The 12073-nt window shown below is 71.1% G+C and carries 10 protein-coding genes; 6 read left to right on the top strand and 4 right to left on the bottom strand.

The window, feature by feature from the left end; all coding sequences use genetic code 11:
- Positions 1–12: 12 nt before the first annotated feature.
- Entirely contained in the window at positions 13–1446 is a 1434-nt protein-coding gene (locus FHS38_RS01235; protein WP_184729770.1) for an amino acid permease, read from the bottom strand.
- Positions 1447–1605: 159 nt separating this feature from the next.
- Complete coding sequence (locus FHS38_RS01240; protein ID WP_184729772.1) at positions 1606–3015, bottom strand: amino acid permease; 1410 nt, start codon at positions 3013–3015, stop codon at positions 1606–1608.
- A 1182-nt stretch (positions 3016–4197) separates the two neighbouring features.
- Here FHS38_RS01240 and FHS38_RS01245 point away from each other — a divergent pair.
- Both FHS38_RS01245 and FHS38_RS01250 read left to right on the top strand, forming a co-directional pair.
- Positions 4198–4800, top strand: coding sequence for a biotin transporter BioY (locus tag FHS38_RS01245; protein ID WP_184729774.1), 603 nt, complete (start codon positions 4198–4200; stop codon positions 4798–4800).
- Between the two features lie 266 nt (positions 4801–5066).
- The gene (locus FHS38_RS01250) at positions 5067–5798 is read left to right on the top strand and encodes a CAP domain-containing protein (RefSeq protein ID WP_229821930.1); all 732 of its coding nucleotides are present in this window, start codon (positions 5067–5069) and stop codon (positions 5796–5798) included.
- A gap of 80 nt (positions 5799–5878) precedes the next feature.
- Here FHS38_RS01250 and FHS38_RS01255 read toward each other — a convergent pair whose 3' ends face one another.
- Positions 5879–7327: an amino acid permease gene (locus tag FHS38_RS01255; protein ID WP_184729778.1), complete on the bottom strand. Its 1449-nt coding sequence runs from the start codon at positions 7325–7327 to the stop codon at positions 5879–5881.
- Positions 7328–7481: 154 nt separating this feature from the next.
- On the opposite strand from FHS38_RS01255, the gene FHS38_RS01260 reads away from it, so the two are divergent.
- Together FHS38_RS01260 and FHS38_RS01265 are read left to right on the top strand one after the other, a co-directional pair.
- Positions 7482–7970 (top strand): ribose-5-phosphate isomerase, encoded by a 489-nt coding sequence (locus FHS38_RS01260; RefSeq protein WP_184729780.1) that lies wholly within the window; start codon positions 7482–7484, stop codon positions 7968–7970.
- Positions 7971–8148: 178 nt separating this feature from the next.
- Entirely contained in the window at positions 8149–8952 is an 804-nt protein-coding gene (locus tag FHS38_RS01265; protein WP_184729782.1) for an Fpg/Nei family DNA glycosylase, read from the top strand.
- Positions 8953–8977: 25 nt separating this feature from the next.
- On the opposite strand, the gene FHS38_RS01270 is transcribed toward FHS38_RS01265, so the two are convergent.
- Positions 8978–10225: a GNAT family N-acetyltransferase gene (locus tag FHS38_RS01270; RefSeq protein WP_184729784.1), complete on the bottom strand. Its 1248-nt coding sequence runs from the start codon at positions 10223–10225 to the stop codon at positions 8978–8980.
- A 171-nt stretch (positions 10226–10396) separates the two neighbouring features.
- Between FHS38_RS01270 and FHS38_RS01275 the strand changes: the two genes are divergently transcribed.
- On the top strand, positions 10397–11536 hold the full coding sequence (locus FHS38_RS01275; RefSeq protein ID WP_184729786.1) for a PP2C family protein-serine/threonine phosphatase: 1140 nt from the start codon (positions 10397–10399) through the stop codon (positions 11534–11536).
- 191 nt (positions 11537–11727) lie between these two features.
- Complete coding sequence (locus tag FHS38_RS01280) at positions 11728–12060, top strand: hypothetical protein (RefSeq protein ID WP_184729787.1); 333 nt, start codon at positions 11728–11730, stop codon at positions 12058–12060.
- The last annotated feature ends 13 nt before the right edge of the window (positions 12061–12073 follow it).

Raw genomic sequence — 12073 nt, forward strand, 5'->3', positions numbered from 1 at the left:
CGTGGTGGAGCGTCAGCGCTGGGCGGCCGCCGAACGCTGCTTGAGGTAGCCGATCAGGGCGAGGACGAGCGTCAGCCCGGCCGTGAAGTACAGCTGGAGGCGGGTCTCCTCCTCGCGCAGCATCAGCGCCAGGACCCCGACGATGCCGGCCAGGGCCAGCCAGGTCAGGTACGGGAAGAGCCACATGCGCACGATGAGCTTGTCCTGCGGGATCTGCCTGCGCCCCATGAGCTGGGACACCGCGATGAAGCCCCACACCACGAGCGTGGCCGCGCCGACCATGTTGAGCAGCCACTTGAAGATGGTGTCCGGCCACCAGTAGCTGAGCAGGACGGCGACGAAGCCGAAGGAGGCGGAGGCGATGACCGCGAGGCGCGGCACGCCGTTGCTGACCTTGGCGAGGACCTTCCAGCCCTGGCCGCGGGCGACGAGCGAGTACGCGATGCGCGAGGAGCCGTAGATGTTGGCGTTCATCGCGGAGAGCAGCGCCACCAGCACGACGACGTTCATGATCTGGCCGGCGTGCGGGATGTCCAGGTAGTCGAGGACCGCGACGTAGGGGCCCTTGGCGGTCACCGACGGGTCGTTCCAGGGGATCAGGGTGACGACGATGGCCAGCGAGCCGACGTAGAAGAGGGCGATGCGCCACATCGAGGTGCGGACCGCGCGCGCGACGCCCTCACGCGGCTTCTCGGACTCGGCCGCCGCGATGGTCACGGTCTCCAGGCCGCCGTAGGCGAAGACGGAGGCGAGCAGGCCGACGACGAGCCCGTCGAGGCCGGTGGGGAAGAAGCCGCCGTTGCCGGTGAGGTTGTCGGCCCCCGGGGCGTCGGTACCGGGCAGGACGCCCATGATGGCGAGCACGCCGAGGACCAGGAAGAGGCTGATCGCGCCGACCTTCAGCGTCGCGAACCAGAACTCGAACTCACCGAAGTTCGCCACCGCGGCCAGGTTCGTGACCGTGAAGACGACCATGAACAGCGCGACCCACATCCAGGACGACGTGTCCGGGAACCAGCCGACCATGATCTTCGCCGCGCCTATCCCCTCGGCGGCGACGGCGACGCACAGCAGGGTCCAGAACACCCAGCCGGAGGTGAAGCCCGCCCACGGGCCGATCGTGCGCTCCGCGTGCACCGAGAAGCTGCCCGAGGCCGGGTTGGCCGCGGACATCTCACCGAGCATGCGCATCACGAGCATCACCAGCAGCCCGGACGCCGCGTAGGCGAGCACGACCGCGGGGCCGGCGGCGGCGATGCCGCCGCCCGAGCCGACGAAGAGCCCCGCGCCGATGACGCCACCGAGGGCGATCATCGACAGATGCCGCTGCTTGAGGCTGTGCGACAGGGCCTTGGCGTCGGTGCCGACGTCGTTGGCCGGAACGGCGGTGTTTGATTTCGCGTCGGAAGCCGCGCACTCAGGCGGAGAGGGGGGAATACCGGTCATGATCGTGTCTGCCCCGTTGGGTGTGAGCGGAAAGTTGCCTCAGTGTGAAGGCCACGTTCGCTCAGGACAACACCCTTTGCAGAGGTGTCCGATATTCAGACGTCGGTATGACCGTACGTACCTGATGTATCGCCAGAACAAACGTGTTTTACGGTCGATCTATCGGGCCGGTCGGCCCGTCGCGCGCAGCCGGAGCTCGCGCAGCCCCGCCACCGCGAGCACCGCGCCCGTCGCCGCCGCCGACCACAGCAGCTGCGGCCGGGCCTCGTCGTCGGTCAGCATGAGCACCAGCACGGCGCCCATCGCGGCCAGGGCGACCCAGGTCAGGTAGGGGAAGCACCACATGCGCAGCGTCAGCCGCTCCGGTGTGTCGCGCTCGATGCGCGGCCGCAGCCGCAGCTGGGAGACGGCGATCAGACCCCAGACGAAGAGCAGGACCGCGCCCACCGCGTTGAGTAGATAGTGGAAGATCGAATCCGGCCACTTGAGGTTCAATATGACCGAGATGAAGCCGAAAGCGACCGATGCGAAGACCGCTCGTCGGGGTACGCCACCGTCGGAGATCTTCAGCAGGGAGCGCGGCGCCTCCCCGCGCTCGGCGAGCGAGAAGACCATCCGCGACGAGCCGTAGAGGTTGGCGTTCAGCGCGGACAGCAGCGCCACGAAGACCACGATGTTCATGATCTGCCCGGAGCCCGGCACTCCGATGTGATCGAGGACGGCCACGTAGGGGCTCTGTCCCGGCTTCATCGAGGACCAGGGGAGAAGGGTGACGATGACGAGCATCGAGCCGACGTAGAAGAAGAGGATGCGGTACACGGCGCTGCGCACCGCCCGGGCCACCGCGCGCGCCGGGTCGTCGGACTCGGCGGCGGCGATCGTGACGACCTCCAGGCCGCCGAAGGCGAAGACGACGGCGAGGACGCCGGAGACCACGCCGCTCCAGCCGTTGGGCAGGAAGCCGCCCTGCCCGGTGAGGTTCGTGAACCCCACGGCCTCGGTGTCCGGCAGCACGCCGAAGATCGCCAGCAGGCTCAGGCCCAGGAAGAGGACGATCGCGCCGACCTTCAGCGCCGCGAACCAGAACTCGAACTCGCCGAAGTTCTTCACCGCGGCGAGGTTGGCGGTGGTGAACACCACCATGAACAGCAGCACCCAGCCCCACTGCGGCACCGACGGCACCCAGCCATGGGCGATCTGTGCGGCGCCGGTCGCCTCCACGGCGAGCACGACCACCAGCAGGAACCAGTACAGCCAGCCCACCGAGAACCCGGCCCAGCGGCCCAGCGCCCGCTCCGCGTGCACCGAGAAGGCGCCCGAGGCGGGCATCGCCGAGGACATCTCGCCGAGCATCCGCATCACCAGCATCGCGAGCGCACCCGCGATCAGATACGACACGATGATCCCCGGCCCCGCCACGGCGATCCCGGCACCCGACCCGACGAACAGCCCGGCCCCGATCACCCCGCCCAGGCCGAGCATGGTCAGATGCCGCTGCTTCAGCCCCGCGGACAGCGGTTCTCTCTCGTCGCCGGTACGGGACTCGGCGACAGGCGGTACGTCGTGCATGGGACTTCGTGCTCTCGGGATCTGTGCGGTGGGGCGATCTGTGTGATCTGTGCGATCTGTGCGGTGGGGGCCGCGGCGGATTCAGAGGCTCCGTATGTGTGGACTCCGCGAATCCGGCTACTTCCGACAGATTCTCCCGACCGGGTGGTATGTGCCAAGCTCCGCAGGTCGGGGGTGACGAGCATCACGGTGGCGCTGGGCGCTGGCCTTTGCGCGACGGGGTCCGCGTGCCCGCCTCCTGCCGGCGAGGGCGTCCGCGCCCCTGGCCCCGGCGGGCTCGGCTCGGTGATACCGGCCGTCGCGGCCGGTATCGCCGCCCTCCGGGGCGGGCGAGCTCCCGCGGCCCATCAGGGCGCGACGCCGCGGCCCGGGCGCCCCAGGGCCCGGCCAGAGCTGTCGCTAGGCCCGCGCGGAGAGGGGCGCAGCCGTCCGACGCCGTCGCCCTGCCGGGCGGCACCGGTCCGCGGTGGGGCCCGCGTCCCTGCTGTGGCCTACGCCGGAGGTGCCGGGCGGCACAGGCCCGCCGGGCGGGGCCCGCGTCCCCGCTGTGGCCCACGCCTCGCCCCCGCCCTGCCGGGCGGCACCGGTCCGCGGCCAGGCCCGCGCCCCCGCTGTGGCCCACGCCGGAGTGGCCGGGCGGTACCGGCCCGAGGCGAGGGCTCGGCTCCCCGCTGCGACCCACGCAGCGGCACCGGTCCGCGGCGAGGGCCGCGCCCCGCTGTGGCCCACGCCTCGCCCCGCCCCGCCGGGCGGCACCGGCCTGCCGGGCGGCACCGGCCTGCCGGGCGGCACCGGTCCGCGGTGGGGCCCGCGTCCCTGCTGTGACCCACGCCGGAGGTGCCGGGCGGCACAGGCCCGCGGTGGGGCCCGCGTCCCTGCTGTGACCTACGCCGGAGGTGCCGGGCGGCACCGGTCCGCGGTGGGGCCCGCGTCCCTGCTGTGGCCTACGCCGGAGGTGCTGGGCGGCACAGGCCCGCGGTGGGCCCGCTCCCCGCTGTGGCCCACGCCGGAGGTGCTGTGCGGCGGGCCCGCGTCCCCACTGCGACCCGCGCCGGAGGCGACAGGGTTCGGAAGTCTCCAAGGCTGAGGCCACCGCTTTGTCACGGCTGCCCGGTGCTCACGCGGTGACGCTCGGCTAACGTCAGCCTGTCCTTACTTGCCCAGTCACCTCGCGGAGTACCGATGGCCACCGCCGCTGCCTCAGTTTCCCGGACCGGTACGGTCCTCGCCGATCTGCTCCCCGCCTCCACCGCCGGCCGCGCCCGTGTCCGCGACGCCGCCCTGATCCTCGGCGGCGCGGCCCTCACCGGCATCACCGCCCAGATAGCCGTCCCGGTGCCCGGCTCGCCGGTCCCGGTCAGTGGTCAGACCTTCGCCGCGCTGCTGGTCGGCACCGCGCTGGGGGCCCGGCGCGGTTTCCTCTCCCTCGCGCTGTACGCCGTCGTCGGCATGGCGGGCATGCCGTGGTTCGCCGAGGCCAAGTCCGGCGCCGCGTTCCCGTCCTTCGGTTACGTCCTCGGCATGATGCTCGCCGCGACCGTCGTCGGCGCCCTCGCCCGCCGCGGTGCCGACCGTTCCGTGCTGCGCACCGCGGGCGCCATGGCGCTCGGCTCCGCGATCATCTACGCGGTCGGTGTCCCCTACCTCGCGCTGGCCACGCACATGTCCTTCGCGGACGCCGTCGCGAACGGTCTGACGCCGTTCCTGATCGGCGACGTCCTGAAGGCCGCCCTCGCGATGGGCGCGCTGCCCGCCGCCTGGAAGCTGCTGGGCCGCCGGGGCTGACGCCCCCGCAGGCACCTCTCCACGTACGGGCCGGGCCCGCACCTCTTGCGAAAAGGGGTGCGGGCCCGGCCCGTACACGCGTGCGCGGATTTTTGTTATCGGCGTCCGGCAGCCGCGTCTCCTGAGTGTTGGACTGGCCTCAGCAGACCCCGCACCGGAAGTGGATCCGCGTGAACCGTGAACCCGAGACTGTGACGTTCGACCCCGCCCCCGAGGGGAGCCGGCGCTCCCGCCGGAACCGGGGAAGGCGCCCGCGACGGGCTGTGATGCTGACCGGGGCGGTGGCCCTGATCGCCGTCGCCGGTGGCGGCTACGGCGTGGCCCAGGCGGTGGGGGGCCACGGCGGGGACAGCCGTCCGGCCGCCGGGGCGGCCTCGGTGCGGGCCGAGCGCCAGGTCACCGAGCCGGCCGCCGTCGCCGCCGGGAAGAACGCCGGGAAGGACAAGGCGGCCCCGGCCGCCACCGCCTCCCCGAAGCCGAAGAAGAAGCCCAAGGAGACCGGGAAGGACGCGGCGAAGGCCGGCAAGAAGAGCGGATCTCCCGCCTCGGCCAAGCCCAAGCCGACGAAGAAGCCCAAGCCGAAGCCCAAGGGCACCCCGGCGGGCGGGCGCAACGCAACGCTCGTGCAGCAGGTCGTGGCCATGGTCAACGCGGAGCGGGCCCGTAGCGGCTGCTCGCCCGTCACGGTCAACGCCAAGCTCCAGGCCGCGGCCCAGGGCCACTCGGACGACATGGCCGCCCGCGACTACTACGCCCACAGCACCCCCGAGGGCAAGGGTCCCGGTGACCGGGTGACGGCCGCCGGGTACCACTGGAGGACGTACGGCGAGAACATCTTCAAGAGCCCCAAGGACGCCCGTACGGCGATGGACGGCTGGATGAAGAGCAAGGGGCACCGGGACAACATCCTGAACTGCTCCTTCAAGGAGATAGGCGTGGGCATCAACCTCAGTGCGAACGGTCCCTGGTGGACCCAGAACTTCGGTGCCTCGCGCTAGAGCTCACCGCATACGGAACGGGCCGGGCCCGCACCCCTTGGTGAAAGGGGGTGCGGGCCCGGCCCGAAACGCGAGAGGGGTTACTTCGTGGCAGCCGCCTCGCTCTTGCGGCGGCGGTCCAGGACGATGCCGATGACCAGGACGATCACGCCCAGCAGCGTCGAGAGAAGGACCTGCTGACGGTTGTCGCCACCGTCGTAGACCATGTAACCGAGCACGAAGGTGATCATGCCGATGGTCAGCCACGTCAGGTACGGGAAGAGCCACATCTTCACGAAGTGCCGCTCCGGCGTCTCGCGCTCGATGATCTTCCGCATCTTCAGCTGGGTGAAGCAGATCGCCAGCCAGACGAAGAGGGCCACCGCACCGGAGGCGTTGAGCAGGAACTTGAAGACCGTGTCCGGCCACATGTAGTTGAAGAACACCGACAGGAAGCCGAAGACGACCGAGCCGAGGATCGCGGCCCGCGGGACGCCGTTCGGGCGGACCTGGGCGAACGCCTTCGGGGCGTCGCCGCGCTGGCCGAGGGAGAAGGCCATGCGGGAGGCGGTGTAGAGGCCGGAGTTCAGGCACGAGAGCACCGCGGTCAGCACGATCACGTTCATGATCTGGCCGGCGTGCGGGATGCCGATCGTGTCGAGGGCGGCGACGTAGCTGCCCTTCTCGGCGATCTCCTTGGAGTCCCAGGGGAGCAGCGAGACGACGACGAAGATCGAGCCCAGGTAGAAGACGCCGATGCGCCAGATCACGCTGTTGGTGGCCTTGGTGACCGCGCGCTGCGGGTCCTCGGACTCACCGGCGGCCAGGGTGACGATCTCGCTGCCCATGAAGGAGAAGACGACCATCAGCACACCGGCGAGGATGGCGCCCGGCCCGTTGGGCATGAAGCCGCCGTGCGCGGTGAGGTTGTCCAGCCCCGCGCCCGGGTTGTCCGAGCCCGGCAGCAGACCGAACACCGCGAGCCCGCCGATCACGACGAACGCGGAGATCGCGACGACCTTGATGCCGGCGAACCAGAACTCGAACTCACCGTAGGAGCTGACCGAGCCGAGGTTGGTCGCGGTGAGCACCACCATGACGATCAGGGCCCAGGCCCACTGCGGCACGGCCGGTATCCAGCCTTCGAGGATCTCGGCGCCCGCGGTCGCCTCGACCGCCAGCACCACGACCCAGAAGAACCAGTACAGCCAGCCGATGGAGAAGCCGGCCCAGCGGCCCAGTGCCCGGTCCGCGTAGGAGGAGAAGGAGCCGGAGGTCGGGTTGGCGGCGGCCATCTCGCCGAGCATCCGCATCACGAAGACGACCATCGCGCCCACGAGCGCGTAGGAGATGAGGATGGCGGGGCCGGCGGCGGCGATGCCGCTCTTGGAGCCCACGAAGAGGCCGGCGCCGATGACGCCACCAATGGCGATCATGGACAGGTGGCGGTTCTTGAGCCCGGCCTTCAGGCCGTCCTGGCCGGACGCGGGGCCCTGGCCGGGATCGCCGGCCGTCGGCGCCTTCGTCATTGTCGGCGGTGTCGCGCTCATGGAACGTTTCCTTTGGTTCTCGGGTTTCGAGCTTCCGCATTAGAACTTTTTGCAGGTGTCTTTCGGAAGACCCGAATCCGTATCGTTGTATTCACGGGGTAACCCCCGGCCCCGACGACGAGTGCCCCCCGCGAGTCGTGCCACACTCGGACGCATGCGCGTGTACCTCGGCTCCGACCATGCCGGCTACGAACTCAAGAACCACCTCGTCGAGTGGCTCACGGCCCAGGGCCATGACCCCGTCGACTGTGGTCCGCACATCTACGACGCCCAGGACGACTACCCCCCGTTCTGCCTCCGCGCCGCGGAGCGGACCGCCGCCGACCCCGACAGCCTCGGGATCGTGATCGGCGGCTCGGGCAACGGCGAGCAGATCGCCGCGAACAAGGTCAAGGGCGTCCGGGCCGCGCTGGCCTGGAGCGAGCAGACCGCCGCCCTCGGGCGTGAGCACAACAACGCCAACGTGATCAGCGTCGGCGGCCGGATGCACACCCAGGAAGAGGCGACGAAGTTCGTCGAGATCTTCCTCGCCACGCCGTACTCCGGTGAGGAGCGCCACACGCGCCGCATCGAGATGCTCAGCGCGTACGAGACCACCGGCGAGCTTCCGGCGATCCCCGCCCACCACCCGCAGCAGGGCTGATACCCCTTTGTCCTCAGGCGCCGGACGGGCTGGAGCAGCCTGTCCGGTGCCTGAGGACACGGCACAGCAGCCCGTCCGGGCGCAAACCAGCCCGCCCGGCGCTTGAGGGCCGGGGTCCGGGGCAGCGCCCCGGTCTTGAAGCCGCACCAGTCAACGCAACCCGTCCGGAGGACCCGCCTTGCCCGAGGGGCATACGATCCACCGCCTCGCGGCGGACCACCGTGACCTCTTCGCGGGCCGCCCCGCCCGGGTGAGCAGCCCGCAGGGCAAATTCGCGGACAGCGCGGCCCTGCTCGACGGCCGGGTGCTGGAGACCGCCGAGGCCCACGGCAAGCACCTCTTCCTCGGCTTCGCCGCGACCGGCTGGGTCCACATCCACCTCGGCCTCTTCGGCAAGCTCGGCTTCGGCGCGGGCCAGGCGCCGCCGCCCACCGAGACCGTGCGGCTGCGGCTCGCGAACCCCGGCGCCTACGCCGATCTGCGCGGGCCCACCACCTGCGCGCTGATCACCGACGGCGAGAAGCAGGCGATACACGACCGGCTCGGCCCCGACCCGCTGCGGTCCGGCGACGACCCCGACAAGGCGTGGCGGCGGATCTCCCGGAGCCGCACCACGATCGCCGCGCTGCTCATGGACCAGAAGGTCATCGCCGGCGTCGGCAACGTCTACCGCGCGGAGGTCCTCTTCCGGCACGGCATCGACCCGTACCGCCCCGGCCGCGACCTCACCCGGTCCGCGTGGGACGCGATCTGGGCCGACCTGGTCGTGCTGATGCGCGAGGGCGTACGGAACAACCGGATCGACACCGTCCGGCCCGAGCACATGCCCGAGGCCATGGGCCGCCCGCCGCGCGTCGACGACCACGGCGGCGAGGTCTACGTCTACCGCCGGGCCCACCTTCCCTGCCACGTCTGCGACGGCGAGATCCGCACCGCGGAACTCGCCGCCCGCAACCTCTTCTGGTGCCCCACCTGCCAGTGACCGGCCGGTGCCGCCCGGGGAGGTGTCAGAACCCGTGCGGCAGCCACGGCGCCACCGTGCTGCCGAAGGCCGAGGACGCCTCCTCCAGCGCGGACGGCCGCAGCTCCGTCACCAGGCCCGCGCCCGCCAGCGAGGTCAGTGACACCCCGCCCAGATACACCGTGCCCAGCTCCCGTACGGACAGGGCCAGATCCGGCGCGTCGTCGGTGCGCTCGCAGGACGCGCCCTTCGGGTCGCCGGTCAGCCGCCAGCGCCCGGCGTTCCAGGGGCAGAAGTCGTCCTCCACCTCGAACACCACGTCCACCGGCGTCCGGTACGTACGGGCGGACAACGCCGCGCCCACGTCGACCAGTCGGACGTAGAGCGAGTCCCGCACCCCGATGTCGCAGCGCCGGACGTCGCTCACCAGGTGCAGCAGCGGGTCGTCGACGGGGCGGTTCGTCGCGGTGACCCGCGTCGTCAGGTCGATCTCGGTCAGGAAGCGCCACAGCGCGGCGTACGCCTGCGGGGTCAGTGCCTCCAGGTCGCGCAGGACCACCGTGCCCTTCGCGCCGGCCATGTCCCAGTCGGCGCGCACCGCGTAGCGCGCGTAGCCCACCACCTCGCCGTCGGCCTCCGCGAGCACGCACTGGAGCGCCGAGGCCCCTTCGCGCCGGTCCACCGCGTCGAGCAGCGGCTGCTTCTCCCAGCCCGGCTGCCGGACGAGCATGCCCGGACGGGCGGCTACCCGGCGCGCGTAGACGGCCTCGCAGGCGTCACGCGCATCCTCGGGCTTCGAGTAACGCAACCGCACGCCCTTCGCACCGTCCGACGCGTCGGTACCCGGCGGCACCGCCACCCGCACCCGGGTGGTGTCGATGTTCGCGTGCAGGCTGTGCGTGGCGGCCCCGTAGCCGAACCGGCCGTAGATCGCGGGCTCCGAGGCGGTCAGCACGGCCAACGGCTCGCCCGAGGACCGCACGTCGTCGAGCAGACGCCGCATCATCTGCCGGAGCACCCCGCGCCGCCGGTACGTCGGCCGTACCCCCACCATCGTCACGCCGGCGGTCGGCACCGCCTCCCCGCCGGGCACCGTCATCCGGAAGGCGAACGAGCCCGCCGTGCCGACGACTTCGTCCCCCTCCCAGACACCGAAGGAGCGGTCGAAGCGCGTCAGCTCCCGCCACAGATCCCGCTCCTCGGCGGGCTCAGCCGCCCCGCCGAAGGCCAGTTCCAACGTGTCGTACCACTGATCCCAGTCGGAGGGACGCAGGACCCGAATTTCCATCGTCATGACCCATCCCTAGCAGCGCGTTCCCGGCCCACGCGAACGAATTTCGCCTAGGCTGTGGCTTTCCGAGTCGTTCCCGAGGCCCTCCTGGCGCCACACCGGCGCCTCCCGGGGGACGTGTCGGCGCGGCGTGAATCGACGCACCGCCGAATGGGTGGATAAGGTCCCGATGCAATGACTGGCGGCGCGGAGACCCCGACGGCCCGGATGCGCAAAAGACTGCACCGGGTCCGCACGAGCGTGCGCAAAGCCGGTGTCGACTATTTCCGCGGCGACGGCTCCGACTGGCTGGCCCTGACCGCGCTGCTGCTCGCCGTCCCCGCCCTCGCGTTCGGCACCGTCGCCAACCCCGAGTGGTGCGACCCCGCGGCGCTCGTCCTGCCCATCGTGGCCGGCGGGCTGCTGCTGCGGCCCGCGAGCCTGCTCGGTCTGTACGCGGCCTCGGCCGCCGCCCTCATCGTGGAGTCGGCGACGCTGGACGACCCCGGCTCCCACGGCGCCGACCGGGTCACCCCCGGCACCATCCTCGTCGTCGCCGCGGTGGGCTTCCTCGGGCTGCTCATCGCGCAGTTCCGCAGCCGCGTCGGGGTGCCCTGGCGGCGCGGCGGCACGATGCTCTTCGATCTGCGCGAGCGGATCCGCGTCCAGAGCAAGCTGCCGAAGCTGCCGCGCGGCTGGCACCGGGAGATGGCCCTGCGCCCGGCCGGCGGCCAGTCCTTCTCCGGTGACTTCGTCGTCGCCGGGCGGACGAACGGCGGCCGCACGCTGGAGGTCGTCCTGACCGACGTCTCCGGCAAGGGCATGGATGCCGCCTCCCGCGCCCTGCTGCTGTCCGGTGCCTTCGGCGGCCTGCTGGGCTCCCTGCCGCCCCCGCAGTTCCTGCCCGCCGCCAACGCCTATCTGCTCCGACAGGACTGGGACGAGGGCTTCGCGACCTCCGTCCACCTCGTCCTCGACCTCGACAGCGGCGACTACGAACTGCTCTCCGCCGGCCATCTGCCGGGGCTTCAACTCAGCGCGGGCACCGGCCGCTGGGAGGAGAAGGCCGCCGAAGGCCCCCTCCTCGGGGTCTACGACGGCGCGCGGTTCGACCCCGTCAAGGGCACGTTGCGCCCCGGCGACGTCCTCATGCTCTTCACCGACGGCCTCGTCGAGACGGCCGAACGGGACCTGACCGAGGGCATGGACCGGCTCACCGGCGAGGCCGACCGCTACGTCACCTCCGGCTTCCACGGCGCCGCCTGGCACCTCATCGAGGCCGTCGCCAAGGACGTCAACGACGACCGGGCGCTGCTGCTCATCTGCCGTGACTGAGCCACGCATTGTCACAAGCGCGTGACAGGCGACGGCTGATTCCGCGACGAATGCCACTGCTCGGTAACAGGTGTGCGAGTGCGCCCCCTACTCACGTTGCAGGTGGCAATGCGGGGTTGATAGACATGGCACGCCAGTGCGGGCCGTGGATGTTCGAGCGGCCTGTTGTGAGAGGTGACGGGGGTGAGCTCGTGAAGTTCGATATGGGTAACACGGCGTTGACGGGACTGATGTCTCGGACGCAGGGGTCGAGTGAAGACCTTGGTGGTCTGATCCGCCAGCTGATTGCCGCTGCCGCACCGTTGGAGGGCAAGTTCAACGGTTCGGGCAAAGTGGCCTTCGATCAGTTCAAGGAGCACTCGGACGATGTGACGGCCGCGCTGAACGGCTCGCTGCGCTCGATCCTGGGTGGTCAGTCGGGGATGGACACCTCGTTCGGTCAGGGTGACCAGGAGTCGGCCGACAACGCGAAGCAGCAGATGGCGGCGGCGAACTTCGACGCGGCTCGTTTCTCGGGCCGCTAGGAATACGGGGGTA

The sequence above is a fragment of the Streptomyces netropsis genome (genome assembly GCF_014203545.1).
Lineage (GTDB): Bacteria > Actinomycetota > Actinomycetes > Streptomycetales > Streptomycetaceae > Streptomyces > Streptomyces netropsis.

Coding starts and splice junctions, on each gene's coding strand:
- FHS38_RS01235 (WP_184729770.1), bottom strand. CDS start 1,446: ATGACCGGTATTCCCCCCTCTCCGCCTGAGTGCGCGGCTTCCGACGCG.
- FHS38_RS01240 (WP_184729772.1), bottom strand. CDS start 3,015: ATGCACGACGTACCGCCTGTCGCCGAGTCCCGTACCGGCGACGAGAGA.
- FHS38_RS01245 (WP_184729774.1), top strand. CDS start 4,198: ATGGCCACCGCCGCTGCCTCAGTTTCCCGGACCGGTACGGTCCTCGCC.
- FHS38_RS01250 (WP_229821930.1), top strand. CDS start 5,067: ATGCTGACCGGGGCGGTGGCCCTGATCGCCGTCGCCGGTGGCGGCTAC.
- FHS38_RS01255 (WP_184729778.1), bottom strand. CDS start 7,327: ATGAGCGCGACACCGCCGACAATGACGAAGGCGCCGACGGCCGGCGAT.
- FHS38_RS01260 (WP_184729780.1), top strand. CDS start 7,482: ATGCGCGTGTACCTCGGCTCCGACCATGCCGGCTACGAACTCAAGAAC.
- FHS38_RS01270 (WP_184729784.1), bottom strand. CDS start 10,225: ATGACGATGGAAATTCGGGTCCTGCGTCCCTCCGACTGGGATCAGTGG.
- FHS38_RS01275 (WP_184729786.1), top strand. CDS start 10,397: ATGACTGGCGGCGCGGAGACCCCGACGGCCCGGATGCGCAAAAGACTG.